The sequence below is a fragment of the Bacillus sp. SW14 genome, assembly GCF_047608225.1.
GTDB classification, from domain to species: Bacteria; Bacillota; Bacilli; order Bacillales; family Bacillaceae; genus Bacillus; species Bacillus subtilis_G.
This window is the reverse complement of sequence record NZ_JBLKRW010000001.1, coordinates 3,817,324-3,837,143: the sequence shown is the minus strand read 5'-3', so window position 1 is coordinate 3,837,143 and position 19,820 is coordinate 3,817,324. Positions and strand designations below refer to the sequence as shown.

General features: G+C 42.7%; 23 protein-coding genes, 7 tRNA genes and 2 pseudogenes. 28 read left to right on the top strand and 4 right to left on the bottom strand.

All coding sequences use genetic code 11. The annotated features are described in order from the left end of the window. Positions 1-22 precede the first annotated feature (22 nt). Both ACMX2I_RS19450 and ACMX2I_RS19445 read left to right on the top strand, forming a co-directional pair. Positions 23-502, top strand: a complete 480-nt coding sequence (locus tag ACMX2I_RS19450) for a PH domain-containing protein (protein WP_087992964.1) — start codon at positions 23-25, stop codon at positions 500-502. Next, positions 492-1,973 carry a PH domain-containing protein gene (locus ACMX2I_RS19445; RefSeq protein ID WP_414958064.1) on the top strand — a complete coding sequence of 494 codons (1,482 nt, stop codon included), beginning with the start codon at positions 492-494 and terminating at the stop codon, positions 1,971-1,973. The genes ACMX2I_RS19450 and ACMX2I_RS19445 overlap by 11 nt, the downstream gene beginning before the upstream one ends. On the opposite strand, the gene ACMX2I_RS19440 is transcribed toward ACMX2I_RS19445, so the two are convergent. Continuing rightward, entirely contained in the window at positions 1,970-2,569 is a 600-nt protein-coding gene (locus ACMX2I_RS19440) for a rhomboid family intramembrane serine protease (RefSeq protein WP_087992962.1), read from the bottom strand. The genes ACMX2I_RS19445 and ACMX2I_RS19440 overlap by 4 nt on opposite strands. Before the next feature lie 94 nt (positions 2,570-2,663). On the opposite strand from ACMX2I_RS19440, the gene acpS reads away from it, so the two are divergent. The 14 genes from acpS (at position 2,664) to ACMX2I_RS19370 (ending at position 13,573) form a co-directional block, all read left to right on the top strand. Beyond that, a complete protein-coding gene (acpS, locus tag ACMX2I_RS19435; RefSeq protein WP_414958063.1) occupies positions 2,664-3,029 on the top strand; it encodes a holo-ACP synthase in 366 nt (121 codons plus the stop codon). A gap of 164 nt (positions 3,030-3,193) precedes the next feature. Beyond that, the gene (locus tag ACMX2I_RS19430; RefSeq protein ID WP_202328952.1) at positions 3,194-4,210 is read left to right on the top strand and encodes a LolA family protein; all 1,017 of its coding nucleotides are present in this window, start codon (positions 3,194-3,196) and stop codon (positions 4,208-4,210) included. Positions 4,211-4,324: 114 nt separating this feature from the next. Continuing rightward, the gene (gene alr, locus ACMX2I_RS19425) at positions 4,325-5,494 is read left to right on the top strand and encodes an alanine racemase (RefSeq protein ID WP_414958062.1); all 1,170 of its coding nucleotides are present in this window, start codon (positions 4,325-4,327) and stop codon (positions 5,492-5,494) included. Positions 5,495-5,611: 117 nt separating this feature from the next. Then, positions 5,612-5,893, top strand: a complete 282-nt coding sequence (endB, locus tag ACMX2I_RS19420; protein ID WP_003225183.1) for a type II toxin-antitoxin system antitoxin EndoAI — start codon at positions 5,612-5,614, stop codon at positions 5,891-5,893. Between the two features lie 4 nt (positions 5,894-5,897). Beyond that, on the top strand, positions 5,898-6,248 hold the full coding sequence (gene ndoA / locus ACMX2I_RS19415) for a type II toxin-antitoxin system endoribonuclease NdoA (RefSeq protein ID WP_003156187.1): 351 nt from the start codon (positions 5,898-5,900) through the stop codon (positions 6,246-6,248). Positions 6,249-6,361: 113 nt separating this feature from the next. Further along, positions 6,362-7,186 carry an RsbT co-antagonist protein RsbRA gene (gene rsbRA / locus ACMX2I_RS19410; RefSeq protein WP_148963060.1) on the top strand — a complete coding sequence of 275 codons (825 nt, stop codon included), beginning with the start codon at positions 6,362-6,364 and terminating at the stop codon, positions 7,184-7,186. 3 nt (positions 7,187-7,189) lie between these two features. Beyond that, the gene (gene rsbS / locus ACMX2I_RS19405) at positions 7,190-7,555 is read left to right on the top strand and encodes an RsbT antagonist protein RsbS (RefSeq protein WP_003225190.1); all 366 of its coding nucleotides are present in this window, start codon (positions 7,190-7,192) and stop codon (positions 7,553-7,555) included. A 3-nt stretch (positions 7,556-7,558) separates the two neighbouring features. Beyond that, positions 7,559-7,960 (top strand): serine/threonine-protein kinase RsbT, encoded by a 402-nt coding sequence (rsbT, locus tag ACMX2I_RS19400; protein WP_003240352.1) that lies wholly within the window; start codon positions 7,559-7,561, stop codon positions 7,958-7,960. Positions 7,961-7,971: 11 nt separating this feature from the next. Next, on the top strand, positions 7,972-8,979 hold the full coding sequence (gene rsbU / locus ACMX2I_RS19395) for a phosphoserine phosphatase RsbU (RefSeq protein WP_414958061.1): 1,008 nt from the start codon (positions 7,972-7,974) through the stop codon (positions 8,977-8,979). Positions 8,980-9,040: 61 nt separating this feature from the next. After that, positions 9,041-9,370, top strand: a complete 330-nt coding sequence (gene rsbV / locus ACMX2I_RS19390) for an anti-sigma factor antagonist RsbV (RefSeq protein WP_148963061.1) — start codon at positions 9,041-9,043, stop codon at positions 9,368-9,370. Then, a complete protein-coding gene (gene rsbW, locus ACMX2I_RS19385; protein ID WP_024714444.1) occupies positions 9,367-9,849 on the top strand; it encodes an anti-sigma B factor RsbW in 483 nt (160 codons plus the stop codon). The genes rsbV and rsbW overlap by 4 nt, the downstream gene beginning before the upstream one ends. Then, positions 9,815-10,603, top strand: a complete 789-nt coding sequence (gene sigB, locus ACMX2I_RS19380; RefSeq protein ID WP_394717058.1) for an RNA polymerase sigma factor SigB — start codon at positions 9,815-9,817, stop codon at positions 10,601-10,603. Before rsbW ends, sigB begins: the two co-directional genes overlap by 35 nt. Further along, complete coding sequence (gene rsbX, locus ACMX2I_RS19375; RefSeq protein ID WP_367387179.1) at positions 10,603-11,202, top strand: phosphoserine phosphatase RsbX; 600 nt, start codon at positions 10,603-10,605, stop codon at positions 11,200-11,202. Before sigB ends, rsbX begins: the two co-directional genes overlap by 1 nt. 211 nt (positions 11,203-11,413) lie before the next feature. Continuing rightward, a complete protein-coding gene (locus ACMX2I_RS19370; RefSeq protein WP_414958060.1) occupies positions 11,414-13,573 on the top strand; it encodes a Tex family protein in 2,160 nt (719 codons plus the stop codon). A gap of 9 nt (positions 13,574-13,582) precedes the next feature. Here ACMX2I_RS19370 and cmpA read toward each other — a convergent pair whose 3' ends face one another. After that, entirely contained in the window at positions 13,583-13,696 is a 114-nt protein-coding gene (gene cmpA, locus ACMX2I_RS19365) for a cortex morphogenetic protein CmpA (RefSeq protein WP_003225207.1), read from the bottom strand. A 103-nt stretch (positions 13,697-13,799) separates the two neighbouring features. Here cmpA and ACMX2I_RS19360 point away from each other — a divergent pair, with 103 nt between their 5' ends. The 10 genes and pseudogenes from ACMX2I_RS19360 (at position 13,800) to ACMX2I_RS19315 (ending at position 16,570) form a co-directional block, all read left to right on the top strand. Beyond that, a complete protein-coding gene (locus ACMX2I_RS19360; protein WP_414958059.1) occupies positions 13,800-14,252 on the top strand; it encodes a SprT family protein in 453 nt (150 codons plus the stop codon). Positions 14,253-14,375: 123 nt separating this feature from the next. Continuing rightward, positions 14,376-14,450, top strand: a tRNA-Asn gene (locus ACMX2I_RS19355). Positions 14,451-14,454: 4 nt separating this feature from the next. Next, positions 14,455-14,545: transfer RNA gene (locus tag ACMX2I_RS19350), tRNA-Ser, on the top strand. Positions 14,546-14,574: 29 nt separating this feature from the next. Beyond that, positions 14,575-14,646, top strand: a tRNA-Glu gene (locus ACMX2I_RS19345). Between the two features lie 12 nt (positions 14,647-14,658). Further along, a tRNA-Gln gene (locus ACMX2I_RS19340) sits at positions 14,659-14,733 on the top strand. Positions 14,734-14,760: 27 nt separating this feature from the next. Further along, positions 14,761-14,836: transfer RNA gene (locus ACMX2I_RS19335), tRNA-Lys, on the top strand. 11 nt (positions 14,837-14,847) lie between these two features. Next, positions 14,848-14,929, top strand: a tRNA-Leu gene (locus ACMX2I_RS19330). An 80-nt stretch (positions 14,930-15,009) separates the two neighbouring features. Continuing rightward, positions 15,010-15,093, top strand: a tRNA-Leu gene (locus tag ACMX2I_RS19325). A 91-nt stretch (positions 15,094-15,184) separates the two neighbouring features. Continuing rightward, positions 15,185-16,050, top strand: a pseudogene (locus tag ACMX2I_RS19320) (lysozyme family protein); the annotation flags it as partial. Positions 16,051-16,064: 14 nt separating this feature from the next. Continuing rightward, a pseudogene (locus ACMX2I_RS19315) lies at positions 16,065-16,570 on the top strand (hypothetical protein). 89 nt (positions 16,571-16,659) lie between these two features. On the opposite strand, the gene ACMX2I_RS19310 reads toward ACMX2I_RS19315, so the two are convergent. After that, entirely contained in the window at positions 16,660-18,039 is a 1,380-nt protein-coding gene (locus tag ACMX2I_RS19310) for a PLP-dependent aminotransferase family protein (RefSeq protein WP_414958058.1), read from the bottom strand. Positions 18,040-18,189: 150 nt separating this feature from the next. Here ACMX2I_RS19310 and ACMX2I_RS19305 point away from each other — a divergent pair, with 150 nt between their 5' ends. Continuing rightward, positions 18,190-18,990 carry a dihydrodipicolinate synthase family protein gene (locus ACMX2I_RS19305; protein WP_414958057.1) on the top strand — a complete coding sequence of 267 codons (801 nt, stop codon included), beginning with the start codon at positions 18,190-18,192 and terminating at the stop codon, positions 18,988-18,990. Between the two features lie 88 nt (positions 18,991-19,078). Further along, the gene (locus ACMX2I_RS19300) at positions 19,079-19,459 is read left to right on the top strand and encodes a cystatin-like fold lipoprotein (protein WP_333561341.1); all 381 of its coding nucleotides are present in this window, start codon (positions 19,079-19,081) and stop codon (positions 19,457-19,459) included. A gap of 164 nt (positions 19,460-19,623) precedes the next feature. Here the strand turns inward: ACMX2I_RS19300 and ACMX2I_RS19295 are convergent, their stop codons facing one another. After that, positions 19,624-19,797, bottom strand: a complete 174-nt coding sequence (locus tag ACMX2I_RS19295; protein WP_333561166.1) for a hypothetical protein — start codon at positions 19,795-19,797, stop codon at positions 19,624-19,626. Positions 19,798-19,820: the final 23 nt, after the last annotated feature.

Genomic DNA, 19,820 nt, shown 5'->3' with positions numbered 1-19,820 from the left:
AAAAAAACGGGAGGTAGGTATTTTGAGAGAGCAGCCTAAAAACCAAATCAGTCCAGACGGATTAAAGGTTTGGCGACTTCAAGAGATCATCATATCCGCTGTCTGCTTGCTTATCGTCATAGCAGTTGCAGTGTTAAGCTATTATTTTCATTGGCCGTACTCGATCAGCGGCGTGCTCGGCGGGATTTGGCTGCTGGGTTCGATTGTGACGGTCTTTATCATTCCAAAGATCCGTCATAAAGTGTGGCGCTATGAAGTCCATGAACATGAAATCGATATTCAGTCAGGTATCTTTGTGGTGACGCGTGTGATTGTCCCGATGGTCAGGGTTCAGCACGTCGATACGTCACAAGGGCCGTTATTGAAAAAGTACAACCTGGCAACTGTGAAAATTTCCACGGCCGCGACCGTTCATTCGATCCCCGCTTTAGAGATGGAGGAAGCGGATCGACTGAGAGACTCTATTTCCCGTCTGGCAAGGGTGACTGAAGATGATGTCTGAACCGAAACGCTTGCACCCGGCGGCAGTCATTTTGAATTTATGCCATACCATTATTCAAACGATTAAAAATATCATTTTGCCATTCTTTTTTGTGTATATCGTTAATTCAAACCATACGATCCGTTTTTACGGAGCTATTGCGCTTGGTGTGCTGTTTATCTGGCTTGTGGCCGCAAGCATCATCAAATGGAGAAAGTTTACCTATCGAATCGAAGATGACGAATTCAGAATTGAAGAAGGCTTGTTTGTCACGAAAAAGCGATACATATCGATCGATCGGATTCAAACGATGAATACGAGCGCGGGCGTGATCCAGCAAATCTTTAAGCTTGTGAAGCTGCAAATTGAAACGGCAGGCGGAGGCAAGGAGGCGGAAGCTGTTCTGTCTGCTATTTCTGTTGAAGAAGCCGAACGCATCAAGGAATCCGTCTTTAAGAAAAAAGCAAAAAGTCACGAAAGCGAAAACGATGAAGAGCTGCTGGAAGCAGAACAGGAGCAGACTCCGGAAGTTGAGCCGCAAGAGCGCTATCGCATGAACATGAAAGAGTTGCTCATGGCCGCCTCTACCTCCGGCGGAATCGGAGTGATTATCTCCGCTGTATTTGCGCTTATTTCTCAGCTTGATGAAGTGCTGCCGATGGATTGGTTTTTCGATAAATTCTCCTTCCTTCAGCACGCCAGCATCGGTATTTATGCGGTACTGATTTTTATCGGTTTATTTATCGTCTGGATATTCAGCATCGCCGGTATGATGTTTAAATACGCGAACTTTCAAATTATAAAAAAAGAGCAGGAATTGGTCATTTCAAGAGGGATTATCGAAAAACATCAAGTCACGATCCCGCTCCGAAAAATACAAGCCATTAAAATCAAAGAAAATATCATCCGCCAGTTATTCGGCTATGTGACGGTGTCCATTGTCAGCGCGGGCGGCGGCGACCGGGAAAAAGAAGAAGGCGCTTTGACGATTCTTTTTCCGATGATTCATAAAAAGAAGCTTCCGCACATGCTTCAGGCATTTACGCCGGAATACACGCTGGAAGAAAACGTCCGCCGTCTGCCGCGGCGCGCGTTGAAACGATATTTGTTCCGCTCCGTCATTTTTTCATTTTTTTTGATTATCCCAATATGTATCTTCTTTCAGCCATGGGGCTACCTGTCGATCATGCTGCTGCCGATTGAATTGTTCTTCGGCTACCTCGCATATAAGGATGCAGCATGGACGATCAACGGGGAGCGTCTTCAGCTGACGTCAAGATTTATCGGCAGAACAACCGCGATTGTGCTGAAAAGACGAATGCAGATTTGCAAATTCAGCCAATCCTATTTTCAAAAGAAAGGCCGTCTGTATACCATTTCTACCGCGGTAAAATCGTCAAGCCATATGGAAGAATTAACAGTGAGGGATGTAGGTGAAAAGGATGCGGACTTCATTTTGAACTGGTACTCATATGAAAAAGCGGACGGTTAATACCGCCGCTCTTTTTTTTGCACACATAAAAAGGAGAGAAGAAACCCGCCGCAAAGTCCAAACAGATGGGCCATCATGTTAATATTGGAGTTGATAAACGACATTAGAACGGCAAATGCGAGCAGTGTGACAATCATTTTGGAGTGCTCCTGCCCGATCAGTTCTTTGTGAAAAAGAACCATAAACAGATACACGCCGAACAGCCCGAATATCGCGCCTGAAGCCCCGACATGCACGTAATCAAGCGGCTCTGTCACATATGTGCCGATATTGCCGATGATGCCGGAGCCGGCGTACACAAGGAGGAAACGCGCTTTTCCCAGCATACGCTCCAAAGCCGGGGCAAATAAAAAGATCGACATGGAATTAAACAGCAGATGGGTAAAACCGGCGTGCAGCAAAACCGGTGTGATCAGCCGCCACCATTCACCGTTTGCAACGCCTAGATTATAGCCTGTGACGGTATCTCTCCATAACACGACTGAATGGACAGGAAGTGAAAAAAATAGCCAGAGAACAGCTTGCAAAGCCAATATAAAGGTGACAACGGGATAAAGCCTGATAAACGTTTGAAAATTTTCGGTCCGTATAAACATTCCGAGCCCCTTTTCTTCATTTTGGTATTTCTATAGTAACACGTTTATGAGACAAACCATTCAAATAGTACATACGCAAAGGAGGTTATCACCCATGATATACGGCATAGGACTAGATATCACCGAGCTTAAACGGATCGCTTCTATGGCCGGCCGTCAGAAACGATTTGCTGAGCGGATTTTGACGCGAAACGAACTTGATCAATATGATGAGCTTTCAGAGAAAAGAAAAATCGAGTTTCTCGCGGGCAGATTTGCGGCAAAAGAAGCTTTCTCGAAAGCGTTTGGCACCGGTATAGGAAAGCAGCTTAGCTTTCAGGATATTGAAATTAAGAAAGACCAAAATGGCAAGCCTTATATCATTTGCGCAAAACTAAGCCAAGCCGCCGTTCACTTATCAATCACCCATACAAAGGAATACGCGGCCGCGCAGGTGGTGATTGAAAGGTTGTCAAGCTAGTCTGCATATTAGGGGCGCCCCACTCATATATTTGATAGTGCATTAAGGGAGACAAGTTGTTTGAGGCTTTTATGGTACGCATCCGTTCTGCCTAACGTGTACCGAGCGTACCGTTAAAGTCAAACAAGCGATTTCTTCCTTTTACATCAATTGAGAAAAAGGGGTTGAAAAAGGTGAGAAAAAGCTTTGTTTTGCTTTTAACGGGACTGCTTGCTGTCCTTATTCTTTCTGCCTGCGGGCAAAAAACACAGCAAGATATTGTGACCGGGTTAGATGAAAAGGCGAAAGAATATACCTCGTACAAAGCAAAAGCGAAAATGACCATCGAGACAGGGAGTGAGCCTCAAGTATACAATGTGGAAATCTGGCACAAAAAGCCGTCTCTGTACAGGGTTTATTTAGAAAATCCGAAAAAGGACCAAAACCAAGTCATTTTACGAAATGAAAACGGAGTATTTGTTCTCACGCCGTCTTTAAATAAGAGCTTCAGATTTCAAAGCGACTGGCCGAACAACAGCAGCCAGGTCTATCTGTTTGAATCGCTCGTAAAGGATGTTCAAAACGATTCAGATGCGGTTTTCACTGCGAAAGAAAAGAACTACGTATTTGAAACAAAAACGAACTATCAGCATAACAAAATGCTGCCAACGCAAGAAATCACGTTTAACAAAAAAGATATGAGCCCGTCATCTGTCAAAGTGATGGATACTGACCGAAAAGTCATGGTGAAAGTAGAATTCAGCAGCTTTGAATTCAATAAACATTTCGACAAAGAATCCTTTGACGAGAAGAAAAATATGACCCTTTCCCAAATGGACGTTGCCACAAGCGCGAAGCCATCCGATACATTCGCGGTCAAAACGCCGCTTGAACTGCCGCTTGGCGTAAAGCTGCTAGAAGAAAAAGATATCTCTACTGAAGACGGGAAGCGGATCATCATGACCTACGGAGGAGAAAAATCATTTACCTTAATTCAGGAAAAAGCCCAAATTGCCAAGGCTTCCTCTTCAGTTAGGCTGAACGGCGAACCGGTGAACCTCGGCTACACCATCGGCGCCTTGTCGGATGCATCATTATCATGGACGTATGATGGCGTAGATTACCTTCTCTCATCTAAAGATCTTACGAAAGAGGAAATGGTGACAGTCGCGAAAAGCATGCAGGGACAATCATCTAAATAACCGCCAAAGGCCAAACATGATTTGGCCTTTTTTTCGTCTTGCATCGTTTCCCTTCGGCCTTTAATTTTAGTATGATATGTAAATGATATTGAATAAAAGCTAGGAAGTGTCATAATGAGCACAAAACCTTTTTACAGAAATACGTGGGCGGAAATCGACTTGTCCGCGATAAAGGAAAATGTCAGCAATATGAAAGAACATATCGGCGAGCATGTCCACCTAATGGCAGTTGTGAAAGCAAACGCCTACGGGCATGGCGATGCAGAAACAGCGAAGGCGGCGCTTGACGCAGGTGCTTCATGCTTGGCAGTGGCTATTCTCGATGAAGCGATTTCACTGCGCAACAAGGGCCTGAAAGCGCCGATTTTGGTGCTCGGCGCGGTTCCCCCTGAGTATGTATCAATCGCGGCAGAATATGACGTGACAATAACAGCTTATTCTGTTGAATGGCTTCAGGAAGCTGCCCGCCATATGAAAAAAGGTTCTCTTCATTTTCATTTAAAGGTCGATACGGGGATGAACAGGCTTGGCGTAAAAACAGAAGAAGAAGTTCATCACATCATGGCGATTCTTGACCGTAACCCTCGTTTAAAATGCAAAGGGGTATTTACCCATTTTGCGACAGCGGATGAAAAAGAAAGAGGCTATTTTTTAAAGCAGTTTGAGCGCTTTAAAGAACTGATTGCTCCGCTGCCGCTCAAGAAACTGATGGTGCACTGTGCGAACAGCGCCGCCGGCCTCAGGCTGAAAAAAGGCTTTTTCAACGCGGTCAGATTCGGCATCGGCATGTACGGCCTCCGTCCATCAGCCGACATGACGGACGAAATACCGTTTGAACTGCGCCCCGCTTTCACCCTGCATTCAACGCTGTCGCATGTCAAACTGATCAGAAAAGGCGAGTGCGTCAGCTACGGAGCGGAATACACAGCGGAAAAAGATACATGGATCGGGACGGTGCCTGTCGGCTATGCGGACGGCTGGCTTCGAAAGTTGGAAGGAACCGAAATCCTTGTGAAGGGAAAACGGCTGAAGATCGCCGGCCGGATCTGCATGGACCAATTTATGGTGGAGCTGGATCAGGAATATCCGCCGGGCACAAAAGCCACATTAATAGGCCGGCAGGGAGAAGAATATATTTCCATGGATGAAATTGCAGGCAGGCTCGAAACCATTAACTATGAGGTGTCTTGTACAATAAGTTCCCGGGTTCCCCGTATGTTTTTGGAAAATGGGAGTATAATGGAAGTAAGAAATCCTTTAGTGCAGGAAAATACAAGCAAATAGCTCATCTCATAATGGAGAATTCATAAAACAGCTTTGCTTGAAGAGTGAATAATGGTATCATTATCACTGGATGGATAAAAGAGTCGTATCCGTAAGTTTGGTGGAGGTGTATGTTTTTTGTCTGAATCCAGCGCAAGAACCGAAATGAAAATCAGCTTGCCCGAAAACCTAGTAGCTGAATTGGATGGTGTAGCGATGCGGGAGAAACGAAGCAGAAACGAACTGATATCACAAGCAGTGAGAGCGTATGTCAGCGAACGAACAACTCGTCACAACCGTGATTTGATGAGACGCGGCTATATGGAAATGGCGAAAATCAACCTGAATATTTCTTCTGAGGCTCACTTTGCGGAGTGCGAGGCTGAAACGACAGTTGAGCGCTTAGTCAGCGGAGGATAATCATTTGATTGTGAAACGCGGCGATGTTTATTTTGCTGATTTATCTCCTGTTGTTGGCTCAGAACAAGGCGGGGTGCGCCCGGTTTTAGTGATCCAAAATGACATCGGAAATCGCTTCAGCCCAACTGCTATTGTTGCAGCCATAACAGCGCAAATACAGAAGGCGAAATTACCAACCCACGTCGAAATTGATGCAAAACGCTACGGTTTTGAAAGAGATTCCGTTATTTTGCTGGAGCAAATTCGGACGATTGACAAGCAAAGGTTAACGGATAAGATTACTCATCTGGATGATGAAATGATGGATAAGGTTGATGAAGCCTTACAAATCAGTTTGGCACTCATTGATTTTTAGACATATGTGCAGGTTGCTCAAATAGAGCAACTTTTTTTGTTTTCAAAAAACATAAACGATATAATAGTGTAATAACAAAAAATATGTTGTTTTTTATCGGGAGGTAAGCGAATTTGATGTCGAATCAGACTGTATACCAGTTCATTGCCGAGAATCAAAATGAACTGCTCCAACTGTGGACTGACACACTAAGAGAATTAAGCGAGCAAGAATCATACCAGCTGACTGACCAAGTGTATGAAAATATATCTAAAGAATATATCGACATTCTTCTGCAGTCTGTTAAGGACGACAGCGCGGCTGAAAGTCAGATCAGCGAACTGGCGCTGAGAACCGTCCAAATTGGACTTTCTTTGAAGTTTCTGGCTACGGCGCTTGCTGAATTCTGGAAGCGTCTCTACACGAAGATGAACGATAAGAGATTGCCAGATCAAGAGAGTACGGAATTAATCTGGCAGCTTGACCGCTTTTTCAGCCCGATTAATACAGAAATCTTCAACCAATACTCAATCTCGTGGGAAAAAACCGTATCCTTGCAAAAAATCGCGCTGCAGGAGCTATCTGCGCCGCTTATCCCGGTGTTTGAAAACATCACCGTGATGCCGCTGGTCGGAACAATAGATACCGAACGTGCAAAACGAATTATGGAAAATCTTCTTAACGGTGTCGTCAAACACCGGTCACAAGTCGTGCTGATTGACATCACAGGTGTTCCTGTCGTTGACACGATGGTTGCCCATCATATTATTCAGGCGTCTGAAGCGGTAAGGCTTGTCGGCGCGAAATGCCTGCTCGCCGGCATCCGTCCGGAAATTGCTCAGACCATTGTCAACCTGGGCATTGATTTATCCCAGATTATTACTAAGAATACCCTACAAAAAGGAATTCAAACAGCATTGGAAATGACGGATCGAAAAATCGTTTCATTGGGGGAATAACATTTGAGACATCCGAAAATCCCGATCTTGAAACTGTATAATTGCTTATTAGTGTCCATTCAATGGGAACTCGATGACCAAACAGCATTGACCTTTCAAGAAGACTTATTAAATAAAATATACGAAACAGGTGCCAACGGAGTCGTGATTGACCTGACATCTGTAGATATGATTGATTCATTTATCGCCAAAGTGCTGGGCGACGTCATTACAATGTCTAAGTTAATGGGGGCGAAAGTTGTCTTGACCGGCATTCAGCCCGCTGTGGCAGTGACGCTGATTGAACTTGGAATCGCACTTGAGGAAATCGAAACCGCGCTCGACTTAGAGCAGGGGCTTGAGACATTGAAGCGGGAATTGGGGGAATAGCGAATGAACGACCAATCCTGTGTAAAAATCATGACAGAATGGGATATTGTGGCCGCCAGACAACTGGGGCGAAATGTTGCAAAAGAACTTGGTTTCGGCACGGTAGACCAGGCTAGAATTACAACGGCTATTTCAGAATTAGCCAGGAACATTTATTTGTATGCCGGCAAAGGCCAGATTGGTATTGAACAGGTCGCTGACAGAGGAAAAAAGGGCCTGAAAATCATAGCGGAAGACCAAGGGCCGGGAATTCCTGATATCCGTAAAGTCATGGAAGACGGATTTTCAACGTCTGGCGGACTCGGAGCGGGACTTCCTGGTGTCAAAAGGCTGATGGATGAATTCAGTTTAAATTCCGTATCGGGGGAAGGAACAGAGATACAAGCCATTAAATGGCTTCGGTAGGAGGTAAGAAAGTGGATTTTAGGGAGGTTATTGAGCAGCGGTATCATCAGCTGCTTAGTCGATATATAGCTGAATTAACAGAAACATCTTTATATCAAGCACAAAAATTCAGCCGAAAAACAATCGAGCATCAAATTCCTCCGGAAGAAATCATCAGCATTCACCGAAAAGTGCTGAAGGAGCTGTATCCGAGTCTCCCGGAAGATGTTTTTCATTCGCTGGATTTTTTAATAGAAGTCATGATTGGATATGGAATGGCTTATCAGGAGCATCAAACCCTCAGGGGAATACAGCAGGAAATTAAATCAGAAATTGAAATCGCGGCGAATGTCCAGCAGACGCTGCTCGGAACAAAGATTCCGCAGGAAGAAGCGCTGGATATCGGTGCCATCAGTGTGCCCGCTAAACAGATGAGCGGTGATTATTACCACTTTGTCAAAGACAAGGAATCCATTAATATCGCAATCGCGGATGTGATCGGAAAAGGCATTCCGGCGGCTCTTTGTATGTCCATGATTAAATACGCGATGGACTCTTTGCCGGAAACGGGCATACACCCTCCTCAGGTGCTGAAAAATTTAAACCGGGTTGTCGAACAAAACGTTGACGCCAGTATGTTTATTACGATGCTTTATGCCAATTACAATATGGACAAGCATCAATTTACATATGCTTCGGCGGGACATGAACCGGGATTCTATTATTCTCAAAAAGACAACACGTTTTACGATTTAGAGGCCAAAGGGCTCGTTCTCGGCATCTCGCAGGATTATGACTACAAACAATTTGATCATCATCTCGATAAGGGCGATATGATTGTCTTATTTTCTGACGGCGTCACAGAATGCAGAACGGAAAACGGTTTCTTGGAGCGTCCTGATCTGCAGAAACTCATTGAGGAACATATGTGTTCCTCTGCGCAGGAAATGGTCAAAAACATTTATGACAGCCTCCTCAAATTGCAGGACTTTCAGCTTCACGATGATTTTACGTTAATTGTTTTGCGAAGAAAGGTTTAGCATCAGCCAGCCGGGGGTATACAACAATTAATGATTTGAAGGATAATTTGAGGTGATATGAATGAATATAAATGTTGATGTGAAGCAAAACGAGAATGATACACAAGTAAACATTGCAGGAGAAATAGATGTTTACTCAGCTCCGGTGCTCAGAGAGAAGCTCGTTCCTCTGGCAGAACAAGGCGCTGACTTAAAAATTTGCCTGAAAGATGTCAGCTACATGGACAGTACCGGACTCGGCGTCTTTGTAGGCATCTTTAAAACAGTGAAAAAACAAGGCGGGTCGCTGAAACTTGAAAATCTTTCTGACCGGCTGATTCGTCTGTTTGAGATTACAGGTTTGAAGGACATCATTGATATTTCTGCAAAGTCAGAAGGTGGAGTGCAATGAAGAATAACGCTGATTACATCGAAATGAAAGTGCCGGCCCAGCCTGAATATGTAGGGATTATAAGGCTGACGCTGTCAGGCGTCGCGAGCAGAATGGGCTATACGTATGATGAAATTGAAGATCTGAAAATCGCAGTCAGTGAAGCGTGTACGAATGCGGTTCAGCATGCTTATAAAGAAGACAAAAATGGTGAAGTGTCAATCCGATTCGGTGTGTTTGAAGACCGTTTAGAGGTCATTGTGGCGGATGAAGGAGACAGCTTTGATTTCGATCAAAAGCAGCAGGATCTAGGGCCGTACACACCTTCGCACACAGTTGATCAATTATCAGAAGGAGGGCTCGGTCTATATTTAATGGAAACGCTTATGGATGAAGTCAGAGTGCAAAACAACTCCGGCGTCACCGTAGCGATGACAAAGTATTTAAATGGGGAGCGAGTTGATCATGACACAACCATCAAAAACTACGAAACTAACTAAAGATGAAGTCGATCGGCTCATAAGCGAATACCAAACAAATCAAGATGAACAGGCGCAAGAAACGCTTGTGCAGGTATATACAAATCTTGTAGATATGCTTGCGAAAAAATATTCAAAAGGAAAAAGCTTCCACGAGGATCTTCGCCAGGTCGGCATGATCGGGCTGCTGGGAGCGATTAAGCGATACGATCCGGTGGTCGGCAAATCGTTTGAAGCTTTTGCGATACCGACGATCATCGGTGAGATTAAACGTTTCCTCAGAGATAAGACGTGGAGCGTTCACGTACCGAGACGAATCAAAGAATTGGGCCCAAGAATCAAAATGGCGGTTGATCAGCTGACGACTGAAACACAAAGGTCGCCGAAAGTAGAAGAGATTGCCGAATTTCTCGATGTTTCGGAAGAAGAGGTTCTTGAAACGATGGAAATGGGCAAAAGCTATCAAGCCTTATCCGTTGACCACAGCATTGAAGCGGATGCGGAAGGAAGCACCGTCACGATTCTTGATATCGTCGGATCACAGGAGGATGGATATGAGCGGGTCAACCAGCAAATGATGCTGCAAAGCGTGCTTCATGTCCTTTCAGACCGTGAAAAACAAATCATAGACCTTACGTATATTCAAAACAAAAGCCAAAAAGAAACTGGGGACATTCTCGGTATATCTCAAATGCACGTCTCGCGTCTGCAGCGCAAAGCTGTGAAGAAGCTCAGAGAGGCCTTGACTGAAGATCCCTCGATGGAGTTAATGTAATGATCCAGGTTGAAGAAAACGAGCATATTCAAACTCTTGTATACCAACTGAATAAAGAAGGAAAATCGATTTGCGGCGACAGCTTTTATATGAAAGCTGATGATAAGGAGTTAATTTGCGCGGTAGCTGACGGACTTGGAAGCGGATCGCTTGCCAACGAATCTTCTGCGGCCATCAAAGACTTAGTGGAAAACTATGCGAATGAAGACGTACAAAGCATTATTGAACGCTGTAATCAGGCGATGAAACACAAAAGAGGCGCTACAGCTTCTATCCTGAAAATCAATTTTAAACAAAGGCAGTTTACGTACTGCTCTGTCGGAAACGTACGGTTTATTCTGCATTCCCCGTCTGGTGACAGCTTTTATCCTCTGCCGATTTCAGGCTATTTATCAGGCAAGCCGCAAAAATACAAAACACACACCGCCACCTACGAAAAGGGTTCAAAGTTCATTATACATACCGATGGACTAAACGTACCCGATATCCGCTCCCATTTGAAAAAAGGCCAATCGGTAGAAGACATATCGAATTCACTGAAAATGTACACAACATCGAGAAAAGATGACCTGACCTATATTCTTGGACAGCTGTCCTAAGAGATCAGAAAAAGAAGCTGGAATCCGGCTTCTTTTTTTGTAATGGTGCATTCAATACGATGGGTGTGTGGAAACTGCCAGCAATCAAACGGAACTTTCCGGGTTGTTGAAGAATGAATAAAGTACGACTGCCCAGCTGTCTTTTTTTATGTGTTTCTTTCGGTTTTTGATACACTAGAGAAAGAACGACAAAATTGGAGGCAATGGTTACATGGAAACGTCAGCCCTTTTAAAACAGCAAATTGCGAAAGAAATCGGTTTGTCACAAAAACACGTTGAAAGTGTCATCCGCCTGCTTGAAGACGGCAACACAGTCCCGTTTATCGCCCGATACCGAAAAGAGCAAACGGGTTCAATGGATGAGGTTCAGATTCAGACAATTTCTGAACGCTGGCAATACATACAAAACCTGAATCAGCGAAAAGAAGAAGTCATCAGGCTCATTGCAGAGCAGGATAAATTAACAGATGACTTGAAACGTAAAATCGAGCAATCGGTGAAGCTTCAGGAAGTGGAAGACCTTTACCGCCCGTATAAACAAAAACGCAAAACAAAGGCGACAGTCGCGAAAAGCAAAGGCCTCGAGCCGCTTGCCGACTATATCCTGACACTTCCGCAAGATAACCGTCTGGCAGAAAACGCAGACCAATATATCAGCGAAGAAAAAGAAGTGTTCACACGGGAAGAAGCGATTGAAGGCGCCAAGCACATTATTGCGGAACAAATCTCAGACGAGCCGAGTTTCAGAAAGTGGATTCGCCAGGAAACCTTTAAAAAAGGAACCATGAAATCTGCAGCCGGAAAGTCGGCGGACACAGACGAAAAAAATGTGTATGAAATGTATTATGAGTACGAAGAACCAATCGCAAAAGTCGTTCCGCACAGAGTGCTGGCGATGAACCGCGGCGAAAAAGAAGACATTTTAAAGGTATCGATCGAACCGCCGGCAGATTATATCAAGGCGTATTTAGAAAAACAGATTATCAAAAACCGCACCACGTCTGTAAAAGAGATTTTGCAGGAGACGATTGAAGACAGCTATAAACGGCTGATCCAGCCGGCGATCGAGCGTGAAATCAGAAAAGAGCTGTCAGAAAAAGCGGATGAACAGGCGATTCATATTTTCTCTGAGAACCTGAGAAAGCTTCTGCTTCAGCCGCCGATGAAAGGCAAAACCGTTCTCGGTGTTGACCCAGCCTTCCGAACGGGCTGCAAGCTTGCTGTGTCAGATGAGACAGGGAAAGTCTTGAAAATTGATGTCATCTACCCGCATGCGCCAGTCAACAAAACGAAAGAAGCCCATGAGAAAGTCAAAGCGATTCTCGAGCAGTATCAAGTCGAGATGGTGGCGATCGGAAACGGCACGGCGTCCAGAGAAACAGAGCAATTCATCGTCAATGCACTGAAGGACATGCCGCGCAAAATTTATTATGTGATCGTCAATGAAGCGGGAGCAAGCGTGTATTCGGCTTCTGAGCTTGCCAGGGAAGAATTCCCTGGGCTTCAGGTTGAAGAGCGCAGTGCTGTATCCATTGCGCGAAGACTTCAAGATCCGCTCGCGGAACTTGTCAAGATCGATCCGAAATCTGTGGGGGTCGGACAGTATCAGCATGACGTCAGCCAAAAACGCTTAAATGAATCTCTGCGGTTCGTCGTCGAAACAGTCGTAAACCAGGTGGGAGTAAACGTCAACACAGCATCCGCCGCGCTGCTTCAATATGTAGCCGGATTATCAAAGTCTGTAGCAGGCAACGTTGTTAAAAAGCGTGAGGAAATCGGGAAGTTTTCGAATCGAAAAGAACTGAAGGACATCCCGAGACTCGGTGCGAAAACTTATGAGCAATGCATCGGTTTCTTAAGAGTGCAGGAAGGGACAGAGCCTTTGGACAGAACAGGCATCCACCCGGAAAGCTATAAAGAAACAAAAGCGCTATTGAAAAAGCTCGGTCTTTCAACAGAACAAATCGGCACGGCGGAATCGAGGGACAAAATCAATCAGCTGGCGCTTTCTGAAACGGCAAAAGAGCTTGGAATCGGCGAAATCACTCTGAAAGATATTTGTGAACAGCTGACAAGGCCGGAACGCGATCCCCGTGATGAGGTGCCTAAGCCTTTGCTGAAAACAGACGTCCTTCAGCTGGAAGATTTGAAAGAGGGAATGGAGCTGCAGGGCACCGTGCGCAATGTAGTGGACTTCGGAGCGTTTGTTGATATCGGAGTCAAACAAGACGGGCTTGTGCATATCTCAAAACTCAGCAATCAATTCGTCAAGCATCCTCTTGATGTCGTGTCCGTCGGTGACATTGTGACGGTTTGGGTTGACGGTGTAGATGTACAAAAAGGCAGAGTATCGCTGTCTATGATAAAATAAAAGCACTGCTTACGAGCAGTGTTTTTTCCTATAGAAATACCAGCATTGATTCAGCAGTTTAATTTGGTAATTATCTTTTTCAAGGAACGCTTTTTGCATCTGTTTTTTAAGCCAATTTGGCATAGGCTCATTCCTCCTCAGCTTTTATCATAAGAGGGACGGTGATTACCATATTGTATGCGAACGGTGAATTGTCCCGTTCAATGTTTTTTAAGTGAGGTGCACCATGGATAACAAAGAGCTTCAAAAGCTGACAGAGGATATTTCTGAAACGTATTTTAACAAGCCGTTCCGCCATCAGGCGCTTTTTAATGACAGGCTGAAAACGACGGGCGGAAGGTACCTGTTAACCTCTCATAACATTGAATTGAACAGGAAATATTTGATTGAACATGGCAGGGAGGAACTGATCGGCATCATCAAGCACGAGCTTTGCCATTACCATCTTCACCTAGAAGGAAAAGGGTACAAGCACAGAGACAGAGATTTTCGAGTGCTGCTGCAGCAGGTCAACGCGCCAAGGTTCTGTACGCCTTTAAAGAAAAAAACAGAAAACAAAAAAACTTATAGGTATATCTGTACGGCCTGCGGCCAACAGTATATAAAGAAGCGTGCCATGAACCCTGACAGATACAGGTGCGGAAAATGCCGCGGAAAAATAAAAAGATTTTTTTTGTGAAAAAGGTTGACGGATATGGCAAGCCTATGGTACATTATAAAAGTCGTCACGAGAGATAGACAAAAAACATATACCTCTTGACACTGCAAATCAAGGCTGATACAATAAGTCTTGTCTTATTATTCCACAGTAGCTCAGTGGTAGAGCTATCGGCTGTTAACCGATCGGTCGCAGGTTCGAATCCTGCCTGTGGAGCCATATTGGAGAAGTACTCAAGTGGCTGAAGAGGCGCCCCTGCTAAGGGTGTAGGTCGCGTAAGCGGCGCGAGGGTTCAAATCCCTCCTTCTCCGCCATCAGATTTCGATATAAGTTCTCAACCATCGGCCCGTTGGTCAAGCGGTTAAGACACCGCCCTTTCACGGCGGTAACACGGGTTCGAATCCCGTACGGGTCATTCCATTTTCGTTGGGCTATAGCCAAGCGGTAAGGCAACGGACTTTGACTCCGTCATGCGTTGGTTCGAATCCAGCTAGCCCAGCCATTTTTATTTTTTGAAATTTAATAGCAAGAGCCATTAGCTCAGTTGGTAGAGCATCTGACTTTTAATCAGAGGGTCGAAGGTTCGAGTCCTTCATGGCTCACCATTTGTCTTTTTGCGGGTGTGGCGGAATTGGCAGACGCGCTAGACTTAGGATCTAGTGTCTTACGACGTGGGGGTTCGAGTCCCTTCACCCGCACTTTAATTACAAAGTGCACGAAAAATCGGTTTTGCTAGGTTAAGAGCCTAATAAACCAGCACAAACAATTTAATGATCACGCGGTCGTGGCGGAATGGCAGACGCGCTAGGTTGAGGGCCTAGTGGGTGAATAACCCGTGGAGGTTCAAGTCCTCTCGGCCGCATCCCAATAATACCAAGGGTTTTGACACCCTTGGTATTTTTTTGTGTTTTTAAAAAAATTGTGTACTCCCCATGAACTGCCACTTGCCTAAAGGCTGCGGGGATGGCGAATATGAAACGGTTGGCATTGCACCGGAAGTTGAACGATTTAGGGCGGTATTTGAGAAATACGCCCGTCAGGAAGGCGTTTTTGATCAAGTGAATATTATAATGGCGCTCACCATGCAGGAAAGTGGTGGGCGTTCTTTAGATATCATGCAAAGTTCCGAAAGTATCGGCTTACCTCCTAACTCCATAACTGACCCGGAATATTCGATTGAAGTCGGCATTAAACATTTTAAGAAGGTTTTTAAACAGGCTGGCGGTGATATTCGTTTAACCTTACAGGCATACAATTTCGGTTCTGGATTTATTGACTATGTGAAAAAAACGGCGGGAAATACACAAAAAAATTGGCACTCGATTTTAGCCGATTGCAAGCTTTTAAAATGGGCTGGAAGAGCTACGGTGACCCAAGTTATGTTGATCACGTCATGAGGTATGTGAAAGGCTCTGATAAAAATGTGAAGCCTGTGAATGGTTCTATGGATTTCTATGAAACGGTCATGAAGGAAGCTTTGAAGTATGAAGGGCAACCGTATGCTTGGGGCGGTTCAAACCCGAAAACTGGATTTGATTGTTCGGGCCTTGTTCAGTGGTCTTTTGCGAAAGCTGGAATCACTCTTCCTAGAACAGCACAAGAACAACATGGGGCAACAAAGAAAATAAGTGAAAAAGAAGCGACTGCGGGTGACTTAGTGTTCTTTGGTGGCACATATGAAGGAAAAGCAATCACTCACGTCGGTATCTATGTAGGCAATGGGAGAATGTTTAATTCGAATGACAGTGGAATCAAATATTCTGATCTGAATTCAGGTTACTGGAGAGAGCACCTTGTATCTTTTGGACGCATTAAATAACTAGGAGTGAAAACATGAAAACACACATTGCATGGGCTTCAGCTTGTTTATTATTGATACTGCTGACCGGATTTTTTACGAATGGACAGCAAACGTATAAGATTGAAAAGTTAAAAGATAAAAATGAAGTTTTGAGCGAAAAAATTAAGGAATTGAACCATATAGAATCAACAAGCAGCGCTTCGGAAAATAAGCATTTTTTGAAGCGTTTTTTAATTACTCAGACATAGATAAGCGATATGAAACAGTTAAGAAGCATACAACAGAAAAAGGGTTTGATTATGCATTCCCTTCTCGATCTGATCAAAAGCACACAGTCAGCGTGCAAAGTGAATTACTTTCACTAGAGAGTTATTCAAAACCGTTGGATGAATCCCATGAATTGTATTTAAATGTTGTTGAAATCGCCACAACTGCGAATTCAGTTACAATGAATCAAGTGTTAATTGTTCAAACAACTATGAAAAAAGAAAAAGATGGTTGGTTAGTTGATAATGTGCAGGTCAAGGGAAATGGATAAAAGGAAAGGGGTTTAAGTCTTTCCTTTTTATCTATTATGTATGTCAGCAAATTTTCTGTGCCCTTCAACTTCTGTTTTCTAGATTATGTTTAATTTAACCAAGCACTTTTTAAAAGCTGTGAGCCAGATGTAATTTCATCAAAGTCGAGACGAGCGAAACCTAACTTTATGATTGGTTTATCAGGAATAGTGTTAACAAAATAAATAGAAGTGGGATATACTTTCACTCCGTACTGCAAAGCCCGCTGAATTAATTTCTCTTCTGAACAATGCAGATGAACTCTCACTAATATATATAATCCGGACTGCTCGCCGATGATTGTCACATGATCCCCAAACTCCTGCTTTATATTTGAAATTAAGTGTTGCATTTTGCGTCTATATACAATGCGCATACGTTTAATATGGCGAGTCCATTCACCAGCCTTCATAAATTCAGACATGGTTAGCTGATTAAGCAAAGAAGCAGTGTTTTCGAAATGAAGAAACCGTTTTTTATACTTATGCAAAATGGGTTGAGGTAAAACCATATAACTTATACGGATGCCGGGAAGAAAGGATTTTGAGAAATTCCCCAAATAGATCACTCGTTCGGATTGAATGGATGCAAGGGCGGGAAACGGCTGTTGCGTATAACGGAACTCACTGTCATAATCATCTTCAATAATATATCCCTCTCTATTATTCGCCCAATTGATCAGTTTTTGGCGATGCTGAATGGTCATGCTTACACCGTAAGGGCTATGATGGGAAGGAGTCACATAGATTAATTTCTCTTTCAGTGTATTTAATTGAGAAAAGTCAGCTCCACTTTCATAAACAGGAAGCGTTTCTAAATGAATTCCATGAAATTGAAAAGCTTCCCTGGCACCTTCATACCCCGGATTTTCAACTATAATTTCGTGAAATTCCTCTTTTAGAATGTGGCAAAGATATATTAGCATTTGTTGCGTACCACTGCCGATAATAATAGAATTAGCATCTGTTTTCACACCACGTGATTCCAAGAGATAAGTGGCAATTTGCTCACGGAGGTTCATTTCTCCGAATGGTTCACTGTACAGATAGCTTTTCTCTAATGACAAAACCTGATTGTATAATTTTCTCCATGTTTTCAGTGGGAAATGCTTTTGATCCACGGCTCCGGCGCGAAAATCAATCAGTACCGGTTGTGACGTTTCTGTTTTATCAGCTCGAACCTCAGCATTTTCTTGTCTTAAAAGGGGTCCTACTTCATTTGCAAAATACCCTTTACGTGATTCTCCGCGAATGTATCCCTCTGCTAAAAGAAGATCATAGGCCATTAGCGTTGTATTGCGGCTTACCTGCAGGGAATTGGCCAGTTCTCGAATGGATGGCAGCTGCTCATTTACTTTTATATTTCCATGCTCGATTAATGCCTTAAATTGCTCGTAAATTTGTTTGTATTTCGGAGTGTCGCTTTTGAAAGCGAAAATCATGCTTTTCATTCGTTTTTCTCCTCTGACATGTATATTTAACTAAAACTGTACCTTTTAAAATGTCAGTTGTTATTTTATCCTAAAAGTACTTTGTCAATCCATTGAAAATAAAGACATATGGTTAGTTTATGAAAAATATTCACTTGGGGGGATTTCTAAATGAAAAATTTAAATGTTGCTATTCCTACACCTTTTAATGAGGATGAAAGTCTATTCTTAGAAGGATTTGATCCTATTGTGGAACATTTAAAAAACAAGGGTATCAATTCATTACTAATATGCGGTACTACTGGTGAACAACATTCACTGAGCATAGATGAACGTATTCAGATCATTGAGTATTTCAGTCAGCGAAAATCCGATGATATCGAACTTATGTTTGGTGTTTCGGCTACGAGAACAAGTGATGCTATAAAACTAATTGAAAAAATTGAGAAAACTCATATTCATTCAATATTAATTGGTTTTCCGCCTTATATAAGACCTACACAAAAGCAAGCTATTTATTATGTTGACGAACTTCTTAGTCATACATCTAAAGAGGTTGCGCTTTATAATAACCCTACCAGGACTGGTTTTAATTTGAGTGAGAAAGCACTTAATGATTTACTAAGCCGACATTCAAATATAAGGGGACTTAAAGAAGGGGGCGATGTTCATCGGCATAAACAAACAGACTTCCCTAATAATTTTATTATGTTTGCAGCTGGAGATGTAAATCTTCCAGAAATGATTAAAAATGGATGTAATGGTCTATCAAGCTTGGTTGGAAATGTTTATCCTGATGAAATCAAAGTAATTTTCAATGACTTATTAGAAAATAAACAAGTAGATTTAAATAGATTAAACGAACTTATAAATGAAGTTATAAACGATCACACTCTTATTAATTTAAAAACTCACTATAAGAATATTGGTATAAATATAGGTAATTGCCGGTCACCAATTGTAAAAATATAAGATATATGCGTCGGTAAATTGGATAAAAGATGGAAAATTTAAAAAGGTTTGTTTATACTAAAAATTGAAAAAGGAGGGAATGTTTATTTTGAAAAACCTTTTTATTCTCCTTAGTTTGATGATGATGTTCTTTTTAACTGCATGCGGCGGCAATAAATATGATGATACGATTGATAATGTAACCAATCAATATAAAGAATATAAAGGCGATGATACTAGAGTAAATGTTTCGAGGGCTAATTCTATAGTTCGGGTTTACGATGGAGGAAAATATATTCAGTTCGCATTTTATATGCCTGATGATTCTTCTCGTGAATTAACTACTTTTAAATACTATGAAAAACTTGGAGACGAGTATATAGAAATGAGCGACATGCCCGGAAATGGTGAAAATGATCGTCTTGGCTTATCAAAGAAAACGCCTGACTATGAAGAAGCCAAAGGTAAAAAAACTAAGTTAGAGGAGTAAACCATGTGTTTACTCCTCTTTTTCTGTTTACAAAAGAATTGCCGTAATGTTGGCGTCAAGTCGCAAAAGTATTGATATAACCGCTAAGAGTAGATACAATGTATCTTTTTGTAATTCACCTTTGTAAAATTGAGGATGCTTTTTTCATTTGATCTTAAAAAGGATTACTTTTCAGAAGAGTTACCAAAAGTAATTCTTAAAACAATGCCCATAATAATAATTGCAATTAGTCCAATAATATTAACTATTGTTAAAATAGATTCATTATCTACAAAAATATTAACAATAAACGAGCCTGCAACGATCAATAGTATCAAAAAATATAAACTTTTTTTCATAAACACACTCCTATTTTTTAAAA

Excerpts from the sequence above, each read along its gene's own strand:
- ACMX2I_RS19445 (WP_414958064.1), top strand. The coding sequence starts at position 492 with ATGATGTCTGAACCGAAACGCTTGCACCCGGCGGCAGTCATTTTGAAT.
- ACMX2I_RS19440 (WP_087992962.1), bottom strand. The coding sequence starts at position 2,569 with ATGTTTATACGGACCGAAAATTTTCAAACGTTTATCAGGCTTTATCCC.
- acpS (WP_414958063.1), top strand. The coding sequence starts at position 2,664 with ATGATATACGGCATAGGACTAGATATCACCGAGCTTAAACGGATCGCT.
- alr (WP_414958062.1), top strand. The coding sequence starts at position 4,325 with ATGAGCACAAAACCTTTTTACAGAAATACGTGGGCGGAAATCGACTTG.
- rsbT (WP_003240352.1), top strand. The coding sequence starts at position 7,559 with ATGAACGACCAATCCTGTGTAAAAATCATGACAGAATGGGATATTGTG.
- rsbV (WP_148963061.1), top strand. The coding sequence starts at position 9,041 with ATGAATATAAATGTTGATGTGAAGCAAAACGAGAATGATACACAAGTA.
- rsbW (WP_024714444.1), top strand. The coding sequence starts at position 9,367 with ATGAAGAATAACGCTGATTACATCGAAATGAAAGTGCCGGCCCAGCCT.
- sigB (WP_394717058.1), top strand. The coding sequence starts at position 9,815 with ATGACACAACCATCAAAAACTACGAAACTAACTAAAGATGAAGTCGAT.
- rsbX (WP_367387179.1), top strand. The coding sequence starts at position 10,603 with ATGATCCAGGTTGAAGAAAACGAGCATATTCAAACTCTTGTATACCAA.
- ACMX2I_RS19370 (WP_414958060.1), top strand. The coding sequence starts at position 11,414 with ATGGAAACGTCAGCCCTTTTAAAACAGCAAATTGCGAAAGAAATCGGT.
- cmpA (WP_003225207.1), bottom strand. The coding sequence starts at position 13,696 with ATGCCAAATTGGCTTAAAAAACAGATGCAAAAAGCGTTCCTTGAAAAA.
- ACMX2I_RS19360 (WP_414958059.1), top strand. The coding sequence starts at position 13,800 with ATGGATAACAAAGAGCTTCAAAAGCTGACAGAGGATATTTCTGAAACG.
- ACMX2I_RS19310 (WP_414958058.1), bottom strand. The coding sequence starts at position 18,039 with ATGAAAAGCATGATTTTCGCTTTCAAAAGCGACACTCCGAAATACAAA.
- ACMX2I_RS19305 (WP_414958057.1), top strand. The coding sequence starts at position 18,190 with ATGAAAAATTTAAATGTTGCTATTCCTACACCTTTTAATGAGGATGAA.
- ACMX2I_RS19295 (WP_333561166.1), bottom strand. The coding sequence starts at position 19,797 with ATGAAAAAAAGTTTATATTTTTTGATACTATTGATCGTTGCAGGCTCG.